This is a genomic window from Nocardia yunnanensis, from assembly GCF_003626895.1.
GTDB classification, from domain to species: domain Bacteria; phylum Actinomycetota; class Actinomycetes; order Mycobacteriales; family Mycobacteriaceae; genus Nocardia; species Nocardia yunnanensis.
In genome coordinates this window covers 3,374,905-3,394,090 of sequence record NZ_CP032568.1, presented here as the reverse complement: position 1 = coordinate 3,394,090, position 19,186 = coordinate 3,374,905, and the positions used below count along the sequence as shown (strand labels likewise).

Below are 19,186 nucleotides of genomic sequence, written 5' to 3'. Positions count from 1 at the left end.
CAGGCCGGGCGGTTTTGCGTTTGAGCGATGCCGCTTACCCCTATAGTCGGGCGACAGTGCGTCCAGTGAGTGGGGTAAGTGTTGAGGAATCGTCGAAAAGTATTGCGCGACGGGGCGATTCTGCTCACGGCCGGAGCCCTGGCCGCGTGCACGAGCCCGCGACGAGAGACCGATACCGCGGCCTCCGGGAGCATCGCCTGGGAATACGGGGTCGACGGCGGCGTGCGGGGACTCCGCTACGCCGCCGGCGGTGTCGTGGTCCAGACCGACGCCGGATTGGCGGGAGTGACCGCGAAGAGCGGGCGGGAGGCGTGGCGGCTGCCGATCACCACGCACGGGATCAGCACTCGCTCCTGTGCGTGGGGCAGCACGCTGGTGGTCTGCGGGACCGAGCCCGACGCCGACGTTCAGCGCGCCGTGGCCGTGGAAGTGGCGTCGGGAGAACGCAAATGGACCTTCGACGCACCCGCCGGTGTCGAACTGGAGGGTGTGTTCGGGGTGCGTGACCAGCTGCTCTATCTGATCGCCACTGGTTCTGGCAAGGGCGGTCGCGAAGTCTGGGCCGTGGACCTGCGCGACAAGAGCGTGCGCTGGCAGGTGCCGTGTGAGAACGCCGAACTGTTTGTGCCCGAGCCTGATTCACCGCTCTACACCTGCGACCAGGGCGCCCTGTCGGCCCTCGACCCCGCAATCGGCGCCACCCTCTGGTCCCGGCCGGGTGATCTCGGCGCCCGCGCCACCCTCGGCTCCGGACTGGTCGCCGGCGCCGTGCTGGCCACCGACGGCGCGCACACCGTCTCCGGTCTCGACCCGAAAACCGGTGCCGCCCTGTGGAACACGCCCGCCCTGCCCTATCCGGCCGACACCGTCTTCGGCTCCGCCGACGCCTATTACCTCTGTGACGGCGCCAAACTGCACGCCATGCGCCCCGGCGGGGAAGCCCAGCCGCTGTGGAGTCTCACCCTCTCCGACACCGGCGAGACCGCCGGCGCGGCCGGTTACTCGGCCACCGGAGCCTTCTACCTGCTGACCGCCCGCACCCTGCGCGCCATCGACGCCCGCACCAGCAAAATCCGCTGGATGCAATCGATTCCGGACAGGTCCGGGTCCGAAGTGCCCTTCGCGGTCGGCGACGCCCACTGCTATGCGGAATCCGCCGACGGCGCGTCCGTGGTCGCGTTCGTGCGCTGATCCTCAGCGGCGAATCTCACGCGCCAGATCCTCGCCCAGCAGCACGAAGACGTCGGTGGTGGCGTCGACGAGTTCGGCGCGGGTCATGGGGAGGTCCCCCTGCAGCCAGGCGGTGAGGGTGTGCACGAGGCCGCCGACGAGGTAGGTGGCGCGGAAGCCGATGAGCGGTTTCGGGTCGCGGTCGGTGAGGCCGTAGAAGTCGATGCCCTCGGCGGCAACGAGATTCGCGAACGCCTTGATGGTGTGGGTGGTGCGGGTGCGCAGTTCGGGGGTGGCGGAGCCGACCAGCAGGGCCACCCGGGCCTTGCGCGGGTCGTCGGCGAGGACGCCGATGCCGGCGGTGATGGCGGCGTGCGCCTTGGCGCGCGGGTCGTCGGGGGCGGTGTGCAGCCCGGCCAGCAGGGCGGCGGCCAATTCCTCGGCGAGGCTGTCGAACAGGGCCGACAGCACGGCGTCGCGGCCGTCGAAGTGTTCGTAGTAGTAGCGCTCGTTGAGGCCCGCGCCCGCGCACAGGGCCGAGACGGTGAGCTTGTCGATGCCGCCGGCGCCGAGGAGGTCGAGGGCGGCGTCGAGCAGGGCGGTGCGGCGCTGGGTGCGGCGTTCGTCCGCGGGGATGCCGCCGTAGGTCCGTTGCCCGGTCACGAAGCGATTCTGGCACGGTCGCGATTCTGGTAGAAGGTCTTGCCAGAAAAACGAATCTGGGGGACTCTGTGACCAGATGTGGTGTTTCATGCCACGACCTGAGGAGGCGACGATGCCTGCACGCGCGGCGAACAAGTCCGGCTATTTCTCCGACGACTCCATGATTCGGCGGGTCATGCGCAAGCGCGCGGTCGGGCTCACCTACGGCCAGCGGGCCCTGGTGATCGGCGCGGTGCATCCGCTGCTCTATGTCGGGACCGCCGAGAACACCCAGCATCGAATGACCCCCTACACCCGCCTGGCCTTGACCGGCCGCCTCTTCGAAGCGGTTTCCCTGGGCACCCGCGCCGAAGCCGACCGCGCCCGGGCCTTCACCCGCAAGCGGCACGCGCCCGTCGAGGGCGTGCTGCCCGAGGACGCGGGCCACGCCAACCCGGCCGGCACCCGCTACTCGGCCAACGATCCGCAGCTGATGTTCATGACCATGGCCTTCACCTTCGACTCCGCCGAGGTCATGCACGATCTGCTGGTCCGCCGCCTCACCCCGACCGAACGCGAGGGCCTGTACCAGGACTACGTGCGCTGGGGCGAGCTGTTCGGCATGCCGCGCAGCGCCGCGCCCTACACCTACCGCGAATTCCGCGACTACTTCGACGGTTATCTGGCCTCGGCCGAACCCTTCCTCACCGATGAGGCCAAACTGGTCGGCTCCTACCTGATGGGTCAGCGCATCGCCCACCCGCTCCCGATGCCGGTGCAGCAGGCCCTCTCCGGCTTCTCCCTGCTGGTCCAGGGCAGCCTGCCCCAGCGCATCCGCGACATGTACGAGCTGCGCTGGGGCCTGCGCGAGGAGGCCGCCTACCGCGCCCTGGCCCGCGCCATCCGCACCGCCCACGTCTCCCCGCCCCTGGTCGGCAACCCCCTCGCCACCTCGATGACCGGCCCCAGCTACCCCCTCTACAAGCTGGTCACCCGCCGCGAACAACAACTCGTCGGCTCCGGCCGCCCCAGCATGCCGGGGGTGGATCCGCGCAACTGGGTGGCCAGAAATTCGGCGTGACGGACATGCGAAGATCGGTTCATGTCCAGTCCTGAGCCGACCGCTGAGCGTAAGCAGCGGGTACTGTCCGGAATCCAGCCCACCAGCGATTCCTTCCACCTCGGCAACTACCTTGGCGCGCTGCAGTATTGGGTGCGGTTGCAGGACGAGTTCGACGCCTTCTACTTCATTCCGGACCTGCACGCCATCACGGTGCCGCAGGATCCCAAGGAGCTGCGCCGGCGGACCAAGGTGTCGGCGGCGCAGCTGCTCGCGCTGGGGCTGGACCCCAAGCGGTCGACGCTGTTCGTGCAGTCCCAGGTGCCCGAGCACGCCGAGCTGGCGTGGGTGCTGAACTGCCTCACCGGGTTCGGCGAGGCCAGCCGCATGACCCAGTTCAAGGACAAGTCGGTCAAGCAGGGCGCGGACAACGCGACCGTGGGCCTGTTCACCTACCCGGTGCTCATGGCCGCCGACATCCTGCTCTACCGGGCGCAGCTGGTGCCGGTCGGCGAGGATCAGCGCCAGCATCTGGAGCTGACCCGAAACCTGGCGCAGCGCTTCAACACTCGCTACAAGAAGACCTTCGTGGTCCCCGAACCGCACATCGTGACCGGCACCGCCAAGATCTACGACCTGCAGGATCCCACCGCGAAGATGAGCAAGTCGGCCACCACCGACGCGGGCCTTCTCAACCTGCTCGACGATCCCAAGGTCTCGGCCAAGAAGATCCGCTCCGCCGTCACCGACGCCGAGCGCGAGATCCGCTACGACCCGCAGGCCAAGGCGGGTGTCAGCAACCTGCTGGTCATCCTCAGCTCCCTCACCGACACCCCGATCGTCACCCTCGAACAGGATTACGCCGGTAAGGGTTACGGTGACCTCAAGTCCGACACGGCGGACGCACTCGTCGAGTTCGTGACACCGCTGCGGGCGAAGGTGGAAGAATACATGTCTGACCAGGGCGAACTCGATCGCATTCTGGCCACCGGCGCGGAGCGGGCACGGGAGGTCGCCGGGAAGACTCTCGCGCAGGTGTACGACCGGGTGGGCTTTCTGGCCCGCTGACCCGGCCGGCCGCCGCGCATCGTGGCGGAGGTGGCGGTGTGTTCGGGAAGGTTGTCGGGAACGTCAAGGCGTGGGCCGAACGGCAGGTGCGGCGGCGGCCGTGGCTGGACCATGTGGTCCGCGCGGGCGGGCGCTATCAGCGCCAGCGGGGCGACTACTACGCCGCGGGCATCACGTATTTCACCGTGCTGTCGCTGTTTCCGCTGCTGATGGTGGGTTTCGCGGTGGCGGGTTTCGTGCTGTCGCGAAACCCGCAGCTGCTCACCGACATTCAGCACAAGATCGTGGAGAACATTCCGGGCTCGGCCGGTGACTCCATCAACGACCTGATCCACAAGGCGGTGCAGTCGCGCGCCGGGGTGGGCAGCATCGGCCTGGTGACCGGCGCCTATGCCGGGCTGGGCTGGATCGCGAACCTGCGCGCGGCGCTCACCGAGCAGTGGGATCAGCCGGCCAAGCCGGGCAACTGGTTCGTCACCAAGGCCTCCGACCTGCTGGCGCTGATCGGGCTGTTCGTCGCGTTCAATGTCTCGATCGGACTGTCCATCCTGGCCTCGAGCGGGCTGATCAACACGCTGCTGAAGCGTCTGAACGTGCACGAGTCGACCGCGGTCGAGGTGCTGCTGGCGGTGGGATCGCTGGTGCTGGCGGTGCTGGCCAACTGGGCGGTCTTCGTGTGGATCATCGCCCGCATGCCGCGCCATCCGGTGACCTTCCGCAGCGCGGCCCGGGCGGCGCTGATCGCGGCCGTCATCTTCGAGGTGTTCAAACAGCTGGCCTCGATCATCCTGAAATCGGTGGTGACCGGTCCGGCGGGCGTGGTCTTCGGTCCCATCATCGGGCTGATGGTGTTCAGCTACTTCACCGCCCGCATCCTGCTGTTCGCCACCGCGTGGGCCGCGACCGCCTCGGACAACGACGTGCCCGCCGAGATTCCGCCGCCCGGCCCGGCGATCATCCGGCCGCGCGCCACCATCGCCGAACTGTCCGCGGGCAAGGGCGCGGCCCTGTTCGGCGCGGGAGCCCTTGCGGCGACCCTGCTTTCGATGCGCCGCCGCCGGTGAGCGATCCGCTCACCGCCGCCGGCTCACCCGCCGGGCGGCCAGCAGCAGCACGACCACCAGCGCCACCCCGCCGACCATGAGCGCGATCCGCAGCGCGTGGTGATCGGAGCCGTCGTCCGCCGGGGCCGGTTGGGCCGCGTCCGGCGTCGGCGGACTCGCCAGCGCCACAGACGATTCCGGCGTCTTGCCGGAGGCGTCGGGCATGGTGCCGATGCTCGCGCCGGCGGGCAGCGCGAACGCGTAGTCGAGCAGCTTGGCGGCCTGCTCCCACGGCCGGAAGGGCCGCACATCCGCCTTGAGCAGGGTCACCACATAGCGGTGGCCGTTGCGTGCGGCGGCGGCCACGAAGGTCTGCCGGGCGTCGTCGGTGTAGCCGGTCTTGCCGCCGATCGCACCGTCGTACTCGTAGAGCAGATGGTTGTCGTTGGCGATGGGGAAGCCCGGATGATCCTTGTCGTCGGGGATTTTCGGGTTGGCAGGGAAGCCGGGGAAGTCGACCTGCTCGGTGTGGATCAGCTCCGCGAACAGCGGCAGCGTCATGGCGTGCCGGAACAGCAGCGCCAGATCGTAGGCCGAGATGCTCATGCCCGGACCGTCCAGCCCCGACGGGGTGGCGGCGCGAGTGTCCAACGCGCGCAACTGTTTCGCCAGCGCGTTCATCTTCGCCACGGTGGCGTCGTCACCGCCCAGTTGCGTGGAGATCGCATGCGCGGCATCGTTGCCCGACGCCATGATCAGGGCCTGGAACAGCTGCTTGTTGGTATACCGGCCGCCCGGGCCGATGCCGACGCGGGTGCCGTCGGCATTGGCGTCGTCCTGGGTGCCGACGATCGTCTTGTCCAGGTCCAGCGCCGGGATCGCCACCGAGGCCAGCAGCACCTTGATGGTGGAGGCGGGCCGGTAGCGGCCGTGCGGATCCTTGGCCGCGATCACCTTGCCGGTATCGAGGTCGGCGACCTCCCAGGCGGTGGCCGAGATGCCCTCGGGCAGCGGGCCCGCGCCCGCGGGCAGCAGGACGCCGCAACCGCCGAGTGCCTTGCCGCCGACGGGCGGGTCCGGGATCGGCAGCGGGCCGGGGGCGGTCTGCCCGGGTTCGGGCACCTCCGAGCTGTCGATGGGGGACGGCGGGGTGGTCTTGTTCGGGCAGCCGTCGGTGTTGGGCGTGGTGAACGGCGTTGTCGTGGTGGACGGTTGGGCCGTCGCGTCACCGGGACCCGGCGCGAAGGCGAACCCGGACACGGCTGCGACGACGGCAGCCACCGTCACGGCGGCACGCTTGGCCGTCACGGCGGTGCGCTCGGCCGATACAGCGGTGCGCTCGGCCGAGACAGCGGGGCGGCGCGAATACCTGCGGATACTCATCGCGCCCGACTTTAACGCCGACCGGACACGCGGGCGCGCCACGGTTCACAGGATCGCTGTGCCCGTGTCGCCGCGCGGCCGGGACGTGCCCGAGCCCCCGATCTCGCGGGAGGTGGGATCGGGGGCTCGTCGAAGCGGAAGGTGTTGTGGCAGCGGCTAGTTCGCGGTGTGGGTGACCGGGCAGCCGTGGGCCAGCGGGCCGAGCAGCTTGTTGTTGTCGTAGAAGTGCTCGAGCTCGAGGATGCGCAGGTCCTCGGAGACCTTGGCAATGGTGATGCCGGTCATCTCGATGAGTTCGCCGGTGGGCTGGTGGCCCTTGTACTCGCCCTCGTAGCGGCCCCAGTGGCGCCACTTGAAGGTGACGGTGGGCGGGCCGGCGAGGACCTCGAGCACCTCCCAGAAGAAGCCGCCCGGGAAGGCGGTGTGGAAGATCTTGTGCGAGGACTCGAAGTTCTCGCCCTCCACGTCGTAGAAGGGGTTCTCGCCGATCAGGATGTTGTAGGAGCCGATGCGAGCGAACTCCTCGGCGTCCTGCCACTGGCCGCCGTTGACGCGGCCGCGGTAGTGCTCGGCCACCAGCGAGACCCACTTGGCGGGATCCTTCTTGTGCGAGACCTCCATCTCGAAGACCTTCACGAGCTCTTCGACGATGTGCTCCAAGGAATCCGGCGCGTGCTGGGTGGTGCGCTCGACCGGAATGACTTCCTTGCTCAGGTGGTAGTCGGGGGCACCTTCACGCCAGTCGTCGGGCGCCGCGGCGGCGATGACGGCGTCGCGCCCCTGCAGATGCAGGGGTGTCTCGACGGATTCGATTGCTTGGTCGGTCATTTCGTGCCTCACCTGTCCAGACCCGTTGTGGGGTCGCAGATCTCAAACGGACCGCACGACGGTATCAGCCTGGAGTCTTCATGTCGCGACAGGGATTTGGACCGCGGTATCGGACCGCCGGAAGGGTGATGCACCGCCCCGCCCCGGGTTCGCACCCATGACACGACAAGAATTGACAGTGTCTCCAAACTGAGAGACTCTTTCATTATCGATCAACTTTCAAATGATTGGATCTGTCATGGAAGCTCAGGGAGTGCGCCGCTGGCTGGCGCTGGGCGCCCTGGCGGTGGCGATGCTGACGATCGGCCTCGACGTCACCGTGCTCACCGTCGCCCTGCCGACCCTCGCGGTCGACCTGCATGCCGACACCTCCGCGCTGCAGTGGTTCAGCAGCGCCTACACCCTGGCCCTGGCCGCCTTCATGCTCCCGGCGGGAGCGCTGGGCGATCGCTACGGCCGCAAGAAGTTCCTGCTCGGCGCGCTGCTGGTGTTCGGCCTCGCGGCGGTGGCGTGCGCGTTCTCGACCAGCTCCGGTGAGCTCATCGCCGCCCGGGTGGTGCTCGGCGCCGCCGCGGCGACCATGATCCCGCTGTCGATGGCGGTGATCCCCGCCCTCTTCCCGCACGAGCGCGACCGGCAGCGCGCGCTCAATATCTGGATCACCTCCACCGCGATCGGTTTGCCGCTCGGCCCGATCGTGGGCGGCTGGCTGCTGCAGCACTTCTGGTGGGGCTCGGCCTTCCTGCTGAACGTGCCGCTGGTCGTCGTCGGCGCGACCGCCGTGGCCCTGCTGGTGCCGGAATCCCGCAGCGCCAACACCTTCCGCGTCGATCTGCCGGGCGCGGTGCTCTCGGCCGCCGGAATGTTCGGTGTGACATACGGATTCATCCGCTGCGGCCAGGACGGCTGGGGCACCGTGACGGCGTGGATCGCGATCGTCGCCGGGGTGCTGGTGCTGGGCGCCTTCCTGCTGTGGCAGCGCCGCACCAGTCATCCCCTGATCGACATCCGGCTCTTCACGGCGCCCGGATTCCGTTGGGGCACGGTCTATCTGGTGCTGGTCAACTTCGCCATGTTCGGCATGCTGTTCACGCTGCCGCAGTACTTCCAGGCGGTCCTCGGGGCCGACGCGCTCGGCAGCGGACTGCGGTTGCTGCCGCTGATCGGCGGTCTCGCGCTCGGGTCTCGCGTGGTGGACAAGCTGGAACCCAAACTCGGCCTGCGAGTGGTGCTCACCAGCGGCTTCGCCCTGCTGGCCGTCGGCGTCGGCATGGGTGCGCTGATCACCGCGCATACCGGCTACGGCTTCGCGGCTCTCGCCCTGGTGCTACTCGGCATCGGCATGGGTTTCGTCATGCCCGCCGCCATGAATCTGGCCATGGGAGATCTCACCGCCGAGCGCGCCGGCTCCGGATCCGCACTGCTGCAAGCGCTTCGGCAGGCCGCCGGCACGATCGGCGTGGCGGTGCTGGGCACCGTGCTGGCCACGCAGTACCGCTCCAGCCTCGGCGAGCTGAACCGGCCGCCGGTATCCGACGGCGTGAACGCCGGGGTCGGGGTGGCGCACCGGCTCGGTGATCCGGCGGTGCTGGCGCACGTGCAGAGCGCGTTCACCGACGGCATGGACGCCATGCTCTGGGTCTGCGCCGGGATCTGCGTGGTCGCCATGGTGATGGCCGCCCTGCTGACCCGCCGCAAGACTCCCGCCGCGAACGCCGAACTCGATGCGGGACAATCGGTCCATGTCGGCTGAAACCGCCTCCGCGACGCCCCCGGCCCCGGTCAAGACCCGGGCCGGGGGCGGTCTGCGTGAACGCAAGAAGGAACGCACCCGCCGCACCATCCGGCTGGAGGCGTTCCGGCTGTTTCGCGAGCAGGGCTACACCGAGACCACGGTCGAGCAGATCGCCGCGGCCGCCGACATCTCGCCCAGCACGTTCTTTCGCTACTTCCCGTCGAAGGAACAGGTGGCGATGGCCGACGATCTGGATCCGTTCATGATCGCCTCCTTCGAGGCCCAGCCCGCGGAGCTGTCGGTGCTGGCGGCGTTCCGGCAGGCCACCCTCGAGTCGTTCGCCGCGCTGAGTCCCGAGGATCGGGAGTTCGAGGTGGCGCGGGTGGAGTTGCTGTCCACGGTGCCGGAGCTGCGCGGCGCGGTCGCGCGGGAACTGGAACGCAGCAACGATCTGGTCGCCGAGCTGGTGGCCCGCCGAACCGGGCGCTCTCCCGGCGATTTCGAGGTGCGCATCTTCGCCGGCGCGCTCAGCGGCGCGATGCTGAGCTTCATCGACCGCTCGACCTTCGGGCCCGAGCAGATCGTTCGGGTCATCGAGTTCCTCGAGGCCGGGATGCCCCTTTAGGCGGGTTTGACGCCGACCATCCGCGCCACCGTCTCGTCGGTCATGGTCTCGAAGAATCCGCCGACGACATCCTCTATCTCGCCGATGGATTCGGCGCAGTACAGCACCGGCTGATAATGCGTGATGTCGTAGTCGATGGTCCCCATGGCGTGAATGTCCAGCGGACGCAGGTCGGCGTCCCGGAATTCCTCGATCTCACCGTAGGACGACAGCAAACCGGCTCCGTAGCAACGGACTTCGCCGTGCTCGCGCAGCACGCCGAACTCCAGCGAGAACCAGAACACGTCGGCCAGGAATTTCAGCGCCTGTTCGGTCTCGAGCCGGGCGACCGCCGCGCCCACGGTCTCGTAGAGCGCGGCGAAGCGCGGGCTCGCCAATTGATTGGCGTGGCCGAGGATTTCGTGAATGGCGTCCGGTTCCGGGGTGTACAGCGGCGCGGAATGGTGGCGAATGTACTGCGTCGAATGGAAGGTCCGGTCGGCGAAGGACCCGAAGAATTCCCGCAGCGGCACCAATCCGGCGGCCGGTACGTATCGGAATCCGGTGAGCGGCACCAGCTTCGTCGCCACCTCGTCGAGTTGCGGAATATGGTCCGACGGCAGTCCCAGCCGGTCGGCGGCCTCGATCACCTCCGCGCACGCATAGCGTTCCCGTTTGCGCGCCAGTTCGACGGAGACGATCCGCCACACCTCCTGTTCCTCGTCGGTGTAATCGATGGGCGGCACCGGCGCGCCCGGCCGGTAGTCGAGTGCGAGAGCGGCGATGGCATTGCGACGGGCCCGGTATTCGGGATCGTGCACCCCCGGATGCTGGTCGCTCAGGTGCACGGTCACGTCGCCGTCGACCCCGGTGGTCACTGGCGAGTACAGCTGAGCCTCGGTGAACATACCTCGATGCAAGCACTGCTATGTGATGTAGACAACGAAGACGCTCGCAGCTAGACAACTTGTCTAGCTGAAAGGCCGCATCTTCGATGCTCCCGGCCAGCGCGCAGCCGGTTCGACGGGCGCGTCGGCGATGACCGGTGCGCCGGCGAAAACCTTTGGAGTATTTGAGGATTCAACACAATGAAACCGATTCGAGACCCGTGATTCGCGGCTGCCCGATGGGGTACGCGCCTAGAGTGGACCGTATGGATCAGCGGGACCTCAGGGTCCTCGGCTGCCTCGAATCCTCCCTGCGCGTGAGCTGGGATGCCCGGGGTGACGACGTGGTCGTGCGGGTGGCGGGAGAAATAGACCTCTCGACCGCGGGTGTGCTCGATTCCGCGTTACGAAGGGCCATGACAGCCGCCGTGCCGGGTACCCGATTGATAGTCGACCTCAACGAGGTCGAGTTTCTCGGCGTGACAGGTCTGCGCAAACTCCGCACAGCATGCGAAGAATGCAGGCGATGCGAAGTCGTCCTGATGGTGGTGGCCGCCAATGAGGAGGTGACCCATCCCGTTCACGCGCTCGGTATGGAGACCGTGCTCGAATTACGCGCGCAGCTCCCGGAGAGCCGCGCCTGACCCGGTAGTGACGGTGGAAGGGTGTTGGACGGAAAAGAAATCCGATGGGAGTGCGACCAGCGGCAGGACTGCTCGGTCGTCACGCCCCAGGGTGAGCTGACCGCGTCCGAATACCGGAATTTCGGTGACGCTCTGGTCAAGTACGCGGTGGAGGAGCCGCGTGCGGTGATCGTCGTGCTCGACGACCTGCGGGTGAATTCCGAACCTCTGTATTCCGTATTCAGTGCCGCCTGGATGCGGGTGGGGGAGTGGCCGGGGGTGCCGATCCTGATAGTCGTGCACGACGAACCACGGCGACGGTGGCTGCGAAGCAGTGCCGTGCACCGATTCGTGCCGGTGTATGCCGACCTGTCCGAGGCCTTCGCCGGGCTGCACGAGCCGCCGCTGCGCCGCCGTGCCTCGCTGGCACTGATGTCGAACGCGGATTGCGGGCGGCGGGCGCGGTACTTTCTGGAGGAGACCTGCCTGCGCTGGAACATTCCCGAGGTACGGGTCGACGCGCTGCTGATCGTCACCGAGCTGGTCGAGAACTCCTTCCTGCACAGCATCGTGCAGTCCGATATGCAGCTGCGGCTGGAGTTGCGCTCGCAGCTGTTCACCATCGCCGTCGCCGACGCCGATCCGCACGAGGCACTGCTGCGCGAGCCGACCGTGGGCGGTCGGCGCCACTACGGTCTGCATCTGGTGGCCCGGCTGGCGCGGTCGTGGGGGTGTGCGCCCCGGTGGCCTGACGGCAAGATCGTGTGGGCGGTGCTGCCCACCGGCCGGCGCCGCGAGCTGGCCGACTACCTCGAGGATCGGCCGGAACGTTAGACCTCGGGCTCCCCATTGGGTTCCATGACGAGGATCGCGCCCGTCGGTGAGCCGCTTCGATCGTGCAGCGCGGTGCAGATCACCCGTACCGTGATGCCGCGCCCGCGCCGGTTCACCCCATCCAGTTTGATCTCGGCGCGGTAGCCGGGATCGCTGAGCGCCGGGCGCACGATCGGGCGCAGGTCCGCCACCGGCAGGCCGATATCGAGATTGAGCAGATGCTCGCCCTCCGCCTCGTCCGATCGCATGCCCCACAGGTTTTCCGCGCCGCTGTTCCACACCACGATGCGCATCGAGGTGTCGATGACCGCCACGCCGGCCGGCCAGGAGCTCATCACGGAGGCGAAGAACTCGTTCACCTCGTCGAGCTCGTTGCTGCGCTCGCGCAATTCGTGGTTGATGGTCTGCAGTTCGTCATTGGTGGACTGGAGTTCCTCGTTCGTGGTCTCCAATTCCTCGTTGGTGGACTGCAATTCCTCGTTGGTGGTCTCCAGTTCCTCCACGGTCGACTGGAGTTCCTCGTTGGTCGTCTCCAGCTCCTCGTTGGTGGACTGGAGCTCCTCGTACGCCGACTCCCGTTGCTGGTTGGCATGATTCAGCTCGGTGAGCAGCCGGCGGGTGGCGGTCACGTCGTGGAAGATCAGCGAGACGCCCAGCACGGTATCGTCGGCCACCAGCGGCGCCACATGCACTTCCAGGGCGAGCAGTTCGCCCGGGCCGCGCTGCCATTCGATGTCCTTGATGCGCAAGGCGCGTCGCTCGGTGCGCACCTGATCGATATAGCCGCGCAGCTCCACCGGCCGATACGACAGCTCGAGATCTCGCAGCGGGCGGCCGATATCGCGCTCGCTCAGCCCGAACAGATGCTTGGCCTGCTGGTTGGCCAGCGCCACCACATCGTCGCCGTTGAGCACCACCTGCGAGACCGGACCGGTGGAGAAGGCCAGGCTGCGCAGGCCGTCGATCTGCTCCGGTTCCCGGCGGTCGGACATGAAGCCGCGCCCGAACACCGAGCCGACGTCCACCCGCGAACTGGGCACCTTGCGGAACACCCGGCGCTTGAGATCCACCGGATCGAAGATGCGGCTGTGCGACAGCAGCATCTCGGCCTTGCCCAGGAACAGCAGACCTCGCGGGGCGAGCGCGAAATGGAACTTGTCCAGAATCTTGGTCTGCGTCTCGGCATTGAAGTACATCAACGTATTGCGGCAGGCCAGCAGGTCGATGCGGGAGATCGGCGCGTCCTGCACGAGATCGTTGCGGCCGAAGATGACCGAGCGGCGCAGATCCTTGCGGAAGGAGTAGCGGCCGCCGATCGGCTCGAAATACCGCTGGACCAGATCCTGCCCGAGCGGCGAGACCTCCTTCTCGCTGTAGACCGCGTGCCGGGCGCTGGTCAGCGCCTCCTCGTCGACATCGGTGGCGTAGATCTTGACGCGCTGCCGGAACTCGTCGATGCCGACCACCTCGGCCAGCACGATGGCCAGGCTGTAGGCCTCCTCGCCGGACGCGCAGCCCGCGCACCAGACCCGGACCGGCTCCTCGGGCCCGCGCTCGGCCAGCATGGTCGGCACCACCTGGTTCTGCAGGTAGTCCCAGGCGTCCGGATCCCGGAAGAAGCCGGTCACATTGATCAGGATGGTGTTGAACAGGGCGACGAACTCATCCGAATTCGCTTGCAGCACATCCAGATACTCGACGTAATCGTCCACGCCGAGCTGCGACAGCCGACGGTCCACCCGACGCATCAGGCTGCTGCGCTTGTATCCGGTGAAGTCGAAACCACGGGCTTCCTTGAGGTACTGCAGGATCTCCTCGAAGCCGTGCACGGTGCGGGGCGAACTCTCCTGGTCCACACCCACAAGGTACTAGGCCGGTTCGTCTTTTCCAGTTCCGACCAGCAGCTTCCGCAGAATTTCGGCCGCGCCGCGGTGTTCGGCCGCCTGATCGGCGAAGCGCTTGGACAGGGTTTCGTCACCGAATCGCTTGGCGTCGGCGCACATTCGCTCCGCCAGCTGCCGTTTCTCCTGCAGCGCGCGCAACGCCGTCCACAGTGCCTTCTCGACTTGAATGCCCTGTTCGGTCAAGAGCGCCTCCGCCGTCCACGCGTGCCCGACGCGGCAGCGGTAACGCAGGCCGTCCTCGAGCGGATAGAGGGAACCGTCGCAGTCCGGGCAGGTGTATCCGGAGGGGACAGACATGGACGCCACCCCGTTTCGATCGATGCGATGGCCGGCGTCGATGTCCGCCTCCAGGCGGTCCAGTCCCGACAGCGGGGGGACGGCGGTGACGCCGCGGCTCTGTAGTTTGGCGGCCACCGCCGGGCCGATGTCGCGCGCGGGCAGGACCATATCCACGGCCACGTGCCGTAATGCGCTCTCCGGCATGCCCTGATACAGGGCTTCCTCGGGATCCTGCACGACCGCCAGGCCGCCGCGGCGCTTGATCAGGGCGAGACCGGCGGTGCCGTCGTCCAGCGCGCCGGACAGCACGATGCCGGTGGCGTTCGGGCCCCAGGCCACCGCGGCCGAGCGGAAAGTGGCGTCCACGCCCGGGCGGTGGCCGTTCTCGGTCGGGCCGTGCGACAGGACCATGCGGCCGTCGCGCAGCAGCAGATGGGTGTCGGGCACGGCGGTGTAGATATGGCCCGCTTGGAGTTTGCCGCCGTTGCTGGCGGGTTCGACCGGCAGCTTCCCGGCGCGGGCGAGGATGGCGGCCAGTGCGCTGGTGCCGCGCGCGGGCATGTGCAGCACGACCAGAACGGCGGCGGGCAGATCGTCGGGCAGGCCCGAGACGAACTCGCGCAGCGCTTCGACGCCGCCCGCCGACGCGCCGACCGCGATCAGGTCCGTTGGTTCCATTGCCGGTCTCCTCGTTCGGTTGCGCCCGGCCGTTCCCCGCTCGTTCTCACGCTATACCCGTTTTCGGCGGGGCGAGACACGAGGCGGTCGCGCCAGCCATGAACGAGGCCGCCTCCGTCGGAAGACGAAGGCGGCCTTGACTATTCGATTTTCTCCGTCACCGAAGGCGTTTGCAGCCGCATTCGGTGCGGCCCGGGTCAGCGCGGGGCGTTGGCCGGGTCGAGCAGGGTCGGGGTGCGGCCCTGCTTGTGCGCCTGCTTGGCGTCTTCGAAGAACTCGCGGCTGAACAGGGCCGACAGGACCGCGATGCCGCCGCGGTGAATGCGGAACTCGCTCTTGACGCTGGAACCGGTGAGCCGGATGACGCGACCCGCGGCGTGCTGTGGACGGGCCATGTCCTTGACCTTGCCGCGGCCGGTCCAGTTCAGCTCGGACGAGTCGATGACCGCGTCCTCGGGGACGAGCAGCTTGACCATGGCGTGGTCGAGGTGGACCTCGACCACGATCTCCTGCTCACCCTCGATCCACGGCGAGCGCAGGTCGATGACGACGCTGCCGTAGCGGGCCTTCACCTCGAAGCAGGAGGCGTGGGTCCAGTCGCCCAGGTGCTTCTCGGTGGCGTGATCGGTGTGGATCTTGACGGTGTCGGTGGTGTGCATTGCCTCGTCCTTTCGGAGGGTGGTGCTGGTCGGGTTCGCCTGCTCCTCAATAGTGACACACAAACTAGTTGCCTGGCAACTAGTACTGAGAAACTAGTTCTCGGGCACCTAGTACGATGGGCGTCATGACAGCATCGACGCAGGCCACACCGTTCAAGCGCTCGCCCCTGGCCATGGCGGTGCTCGGCATCCTGCACCTGGAACCGATGCACCCCTACGCCATCCAGCGCCGCATCAAGGAATGGGGCAAGGACAAGGTCGTCAATGTCGGCCAGCGCGCCCAGCTCTACAAGACCATCGCCCGGCTGCAGGACGCCGGCCTCGTCGCCGTCCGCGAAACCGGCCGTGACCAGCAATACCCCGAACGCACCGTCTACGAGATCACCGACGCCGGCCGCGCCGCCTGCCTCGCCTGGATCAACGAGATGATCAGCACCCCGCGCAACGAATTCCCGGAATTCCCCGCGGCCCTGTCGTTTCTGATGCTGCTGGGCCCCGCCGCTGCCCGCGCCGAACTCGAGAAGCGGGCAATCGCCTTGCGCGCCAACCTCGATGACATCGATTCCGGCATGGCCCAGGCCCGCCAGTACGGCCTACCCCGCATCACCATGCTCGAGGACGAATACCAGCGCGCCGTCACCGCGGCCGAACTCCATTGGCTGGAAACCGTTCTCGCCGACCTCGAGTCCGAAACCCTCACCTGGTCCTGGGAATCCCTGGCCCAGTTCCAGAACCAGACCACCGCGTAAACGCGAAAGGCCGCCTGCATCGAAAGATGCTGGCGGCCTTCGGGTTTCGGTGCAGTTACCGGGTGAACAGGAGGGCGCGCTTGACCTCCTGGATGGCCTTCGTGACCTCGATGCCGCGGGGGCAGGCGTCGGTGCAGTTGAAGGTGGTGCGGCAGCGCCAGACGCCCTCGACGTCGTTGAGGATGTCCAGCCGTTCGCGGGCGGCCTCGTCGCGGCTGTCGAAGATGAAGCGGTGGGCGTTGACGATGGCGGCGGGGCCGAAGTAGCTGCCGTCGCTCCAGTACACGGGGCAGGAGGTGGTGCAGCAGGCGCACAGGATGCACTTGGTGGTGTCATCGAAGCGGGCGCGGTCGTGCTGGGACTGGATGCGCTCGCGGGTCGGCTCGTTGCCCTTGGTGATCAGGTACGGCTTGACGGCCTTGAAGGCGTCGAAGAACGGCTCCATGTTCACCACGAGATCCTTCTCCACGGGCAGGCCGCGGATCGGCTCGACGGTGACCGTCAGGTCCTTGCCGCCCTTGGGCAGCATGTCCTTCATGAGGATCTTGCAGGCCAGCCGGTTGACGCCGTTGATGCGCATGGCATCCGAGCCGCAGACGCCGTGGGCGCAGGAGCGGCGGAAGGTGAGCGTGCCGTCCAGGTAGGACTTGATGTAGATCAGCACGTTCAGGAAACGGTCGGTCGGCAGCACGGGGACTTTGAATTCGTCCCAGTGCTGGCCCTGGCCGTCCTCCGGGTTGAAGCGGGCGATCTTGACCGTGATCATGGTCGACCCGTCCGGCACCGGAGCCGGCTTCTGCGGCGTTTCAGCGACAGCAGTCATCAGTACTTACGCTCCATCGGCTCGTAGCGGGTCTGCACCACGGGCTTGTAGTCGAGGCGGATGTCGGAGATCAGCTCCGGGCTCGTCTTGTAGGCCATGGTGTGCCGCATGAAGTTGACGTCATCGCGGTCCGGGTAGTCCTCGCGGGCGTGGCCGCCGCGAGATTCCTTGCGGTTCAACGCACCCGCCACGGTGACCTCGGCCAGCTCCAGCAGGAAGCCCAGCTCGATGGCCTCGAGCAGTTCGCTGTTGTAGCGCTTGCCCTTGTCCTGCACGGTGATCCGCGAGTAGCGCTCCTTGAGCACCTGGATCTCCTCGAGCATGGACTTGAGCGACTCCTCGGTGCGGTACACACCGGCCTTGTCGTCCATGGACACCTGCAGGTCGGCGCGGATGTCGGCGACGCGCTCGTTGCCGTGGTCGGACAGGATCAGCGTCAGCCAGTCCTGCACCATCTGCGTCGGGTTCTCCGGCAGCTCGACGAATTCCGCGCGCTGCGCGTACTCGGCGGCCGCGATGCCCGCGCGCCGGCCGAACACGTTGATGTCCAGCAGCGAGTTGGTGCCGAGGCGGTTGGCGCCGTGCACGGACACGCACGCGCACTCGCCGGCGGCGTACAGGCCGGGCACGATGTCGGTGTTGTTGCGCAGCACCTCGCCACGGATGCGGGTGGGGATGCCGCCCATCACGTAGTGGCAGGTCGGCATGACCGGCACCGGCTCCTTGACCGGGTCGACGCCCAGGTAGGTGCGGGAGAACTCGGTGATGTCGGGCAGCTTCTCCTCGAGCACGTCCTCGCCGAGGTGGGTGACGTCGATGAGCACGTAGTCCTTGTTCGGACCCGCGCCACGGCCCTCGCGGACCTCGAGCACCATCGAGCGCGCGACGATGTCACGCGGCGCCAGGTCCTTGATGGTCGGCGCGTAGCGCTCCATGAAGCGCTCACCGGAGGCATTGCGCAGAATGCCGCCCTCACCGCGCACGGCCTCCGAGATGAGGATGCCCAGGCCGGCGAGACCTGTCGGGTGGAACTGGTGGAACTCCATGTCCTCCAAGGGAAGTCCCTTGCGGAACACGATCGCCATGCCGTCACCGGTGAGGGTGTGGGCATTGGAGGTGGTCTTGTACATGCGACCCGAACCACCGGTGGCGAAGATGATCGACTTCGCGTGGAACACGTGCAGATCGCCGGTCGCCAGCTCGTAGGCCACCACGCCGGTGGCCACGGGACCGCGATCGGTATCGGTGAGAACCAGGTCCAGCACGTAGAACTCGTTGAAGAACTCCACGTCGTGCTTGACGCAGTTCTGGTACAGCGTCTGCAGGATCATGTGGCCCGTGCGGTCGGCGGCATAGCACGCGCGGCGCACCGGGGCCTTGCCGTGATCGCGGGTGTGGCCGCCGAAGCGACGCTGATCGATCTTGCCCTCGGGCGTGCGGTTGAACGGCAGGCCCATCTTCTCCAGGTCGAGCACGGCGTCGATGGCCTCCTTGGCCATGATCTCCGCGGCGTCCTGGTCGACCAGGTAGTCACCACCCTTGACGGTGTCGAAGGTGTGCCACTCCCAGTTGTCCTCTTCGACATTCGCGAGCGCGGCGCACATACCGCCCTGCGCCGCACCGGTGTGCGAGCGGGTCGGGTAGAGCTTGGTGAGCACGGCGGTGCGGGCCCGGGGACCGGCCTCGATCGCCGCACGCATTCCAGCGCCACCGGCACCGACGATCACGACGTCGTAGCGGTGTTCCTGAATCGGTCGGGATTCACTCATTCGAGGTAGCCAGTCCTTAGCTGATGTTGGGGTCGAAGGTGAAGATCACGTAGGTGCCGGTGACCATGATCAGAAGCATGGAGATGACCAGCAGCGTCTTCAGCCAGAAGCGGGTGGCGTCCTTGCGGGCGTAGTCGTCGATGACGGTGCGCACGCCGTTGCCGCCGTGCAGCTGCGCCAGCCACAGCATGGTCAGATCCCAGATCTGCCAGAACGGCGAGGACCAGCGACCGGCGACGAACGCGAAGTTGAGGCGGTGCACACCGCCGTCGAGCATCAGCATGATCGTCATATGGCCTATCACCAGGACGACCAGCAGCAGGCCGGAGAAGCGCATGAACAGCCAGGCGTACTTCTCGAAGTTGTTGCCGGACTGCCGGCGCGGGGCGCGCGGTGCGTCGAGGGAGGCGGGGCGGTCGTACGACTTGCCGAGAACGGGTGCGGTCAT

Annotated in this window: 19 protein-coding genes; 9 read left to right on the top strand and 10 right to left on the bottom strand. The window is 67.5% G+C overall.

Annotated elements, in window-relative coordinates; translation table 11 throughout:
• The first annotated feature begins 78 nt into the window (after window positions 1-78).
• Window positions 79-1,191, top strand: coding sequence for an outer membrane protein assembly factor BamB family protein (locus D7D52_RS15725; protein WP_120737224.1), 1,113 nt, complete (start codon window positions 79-81; stop codon window positions 1,189-1,191).
• A gap of 3 nt (window positions 1,192-1,194) precedes the next feature.
• On the opposite strand, the gene D7D52_RS15720 is transcribed toward D7D52_RS15725, so the two are convergent.
• Window positions 1,195-1,833, bottom strand: coding sequence for a TetR/AcrR family transcriptional regulator (locus D7D52_RS15720; RefSeq protein ID WP_246023880.1), 639 nt, complete (start codon window positions 1,831-1,833; stop codon window positions 1,195-1,197).
• Window positions 1,834-1,945: 112 nt separating this feature from the next.
• Here D7D52_RS15720 and D7D52_RS15715 point away from each other — a divergent pair, with 112 nt between their 5' ends.
• The 3 genes from D7D52_RS15715 to yhjD are packed head-to-tail and all read left to right on the top strand — an operon-like array spanning window position 1,946 to window position 5,004.
• Window positions 1,946-2,893, top strand: a complete 948-nt coding sequence (locus D7D52_RS15715; protein WP_120737220.1) for an oxygenase MpaB family protein — start codon at window positions 1,946-1,948, stop codon at window positions 2,891-2,893.
• A gap of 21 nt (window positions 2,894-2,914) precedes the next feature.
• Complete coding sequence (gene trpS, locus D7D52_RS15710) at window positions 2,915-3,940, top strand: tryptophan--tRNA ligase (RefSeq protein ID WP_120737218.1); 1,026 nt, start codon at window positions 2,915-2,917, stop codon at window positions 3,938-3,940.
• A gap of 38 nt (window positions 3,941-3,978) precedes the next feature.
• Window positions 3,979-5,004 carry an inner membrane protein YhjD gene (gene yhjD, locus D7D52_RS15705; protein ID WP_120737216.1) on the top strand — a complete coding sequence of 342 codons (1,026 nt, stop codon included), beginning with the start codon at window positions 3,979-3,981 and terminating at the stop codon, window positions 5,002-5,004.
• Window positions 5,005-5,013: 9 nt separating this feature from the next.
• Here yhjD and D7D52_RS15700 read toward each other — a convergent pair whose 3' ends face one another.
• Window positions 5,014-6,366 carry a D-alanyl-D-alanine carboxypeptidase family protein gene (locus D7D52_RS15700; protein ID WP_120737214.1) on the bottom strand — a complete coding sequence of 451 codons (1,353 nt, stop codon included), beginning with the start codon at window positions 6,364-6,366 and terminating at the stop codon, window positions 5,014-5,016.
• Window positions 6,367-6,522: 156 nt separating this feature from the next.
• Entirely contained in the window at window positions 6,523-7,194 is a 672-nt protein-coding gene (locus tag D7D52_RS15695; protein WP_120737212.1) for a nuclear transport factor 2 family protein, read from the bottom strand.
• A 238-nt stretch (window positions 7,195-7,432) separates the two neighbouring features.
• Between D7D52_RS15695 and D7D52_RS15690 the strand changes: the two genes are divergently transcribed.
• Window positions 7,433-8,947: an MFS transporter gene (locus D7D52_RS15690; RefSeq protein ID WP_187703159.1), complete on the top strand. Its 1,515-nt coding sequence runs from the start codon at window positions 7,433-7,435 to the stop codon at window positions 8,945-8,947.
• Window positions 8,937-9,554 carry an acyl-CoA-like ligand-binding transcription factor gene (locus tag D7D52_RS15685; RefSeq protein ID WP_120737208.1) on the top strand — a complete coding sequence of 206 codons (618 nt, stop codon included), beginning with the start codon at window positions 8,937-8,939 and terminating at the stop codon, window positions 9,552-9,554. The genes D7D52_RS15690 and D7D52_RS15685 overlap by 11 nt, the downstream gene beginning before the upstream one ends.
• Here D7D52_RS15685 and D7D52_RS15680 read toward each other — a convergent pair.
• Complete coding sequence (locus D7D52_RS15680) at window positions 9,551-10,441, bottom strand: phenylalanine 4-monooxygenase (RefSeq protein WP_120737206.1); 891 nt, start codon at window positions 10,439-10,441, stop codon at window positions 9,551-9,553. The genes D7D52_RS15685 and D7D52_RS15680 overlap by 4 nt on opposite strands.
• A 245-nt stretch (window positions 10,442-10,686) precedes the next feature.
• On the opposite strand from D7D52_RS15680, the gene D7D52_RS15675 reads away from it, so the two are divergent.
• Entirely contained in the window at window positions 10,687-11,064 is a 378-nt protein-coding gene (locus tag D7D52_RS15675; protein WP_162958330.1) for an STAS domain-containing protein, read from the top strand.
• 21 nt (window positions 11,065-11,085) lie between these two features.
• Entirely contained in the window at window positions 11,086-11,877 is a 792-nt protein-coding gene (locus D7D52_RS15670; protein ID WP_120737202.1) for an ATP-binding protein, read from the top strand.
• On the opposite strand, the gene D7D52_RS15665 is transcribed toward D7D52_RS15670, so the two are convergent.
• From D7D52_RS15665 to D7D52_RS15655, 3 genes are all read right to left on the bottom strand, one after another.
• Window positions 11,874-13,733 carry a CheR family methyltransferase gene (locus tag D7D52_RS15665; RefSeq protein WP_120744146.1) on the bottom strand — a complete coding sequence of 620 codons (1,860 nt, stop codon included), beginning with the start codon at window positions 13,731-13,733 and terminating at the stop codon, window positions 11,874-11,876. The two genes, D7D52_RS15670 and D7D52_RS15665, sit on opposite strands and share 4 nt — an antisense overlap.
• Before the next feature lie 12 nt (window positions 13,734-13,745).
• Window positions 13,746-14,738, bottom strand: coding sequence for a chemotaxis protein CheB (locus tag D7D52_RS15660; RefSeq protein WP_120737200.1), 993 nt, complete (start codon window positions 14,736-14,738; stop codon window positions 13,746-13,748).
• A 197-nt stretch (window positions 14,739-14,935) separates the two neighbouring features.
• Window positions 14,936-15,397 (bottom strand): hypothetical protein, encoded by a 462-nt coding sequence (locus tag D7D52_RS15655; protein ID WP_120737198.1) that lies wholly within the window; start codon window positions 15,395-15,397, stop codon window positions 14,936-14,938.
• A gap of 125 nt (window positions 15,398-15,522) precedes the next feature.
• On the opposite strand from D7D52_RS15655, the gene D7D52_RS15650 reads away from it, so the two are divergent.
• Window positions 15,523-16,146, top strand: coding sequence for a PadR family transcriptional regulator (locus tag D7D52_RS15650; RefSeq protein WP_120744145.1), 624 nt, complete (start codon window positions 15,523-15,525; stop codon window positions 16,144-16,146).
• Between the two features lie 55 nt (window positions 16,147-16,201).
• Here the strand turns inward: D7D52_RS15650 and D7D52_RS15645 are convergent, their stop codons facing one another.
• From D7D52_RS15645 to D7D52_RS15635, 3 genes are read right to left on the bottom strand one after another with little or no spacing between them, the layout of a single operon-like run.
• Window positions 16,202-16,969, bottom strand: a complete 768-nt coding sequence (locus tag D7D52_RS15645) for a succinate dehydrogenase iron-sulfur subunit (protein ID WP_120737196.1) — start codon at window positions 16,967-16,969, stop codon at window positions 16,202-16,204.
• Window positions 16,969-18,720, bottom strand: a complete 1,752-nt coding sequence (gene sdhA, locus D7D52_RS15640; RefSeq protein WP_162958894.1) for a succinate dehydrogenase flavoprotein subunit — start codon at window positions 18,718-18,720, stop codon at window positions 16,969-16,971. The genes D7D52_RS15645 and sdhA overlap by 1 nt, the downstream gene beginning before the upstream one ends.
• A 34-nt stretch (window positions 18,721-18,754) precedes the next feature.
• Window positions 18,755-19,186, bottom strand: a complete 432-nt coding sequence (locus D7D52_RS15635; protein WP_120737192.1) for a succinate dehydrogenase hydrophobic membrane anchor subunit — start codon at window positions 19,184-19,186, stop codon at window positions 18,755-18,757.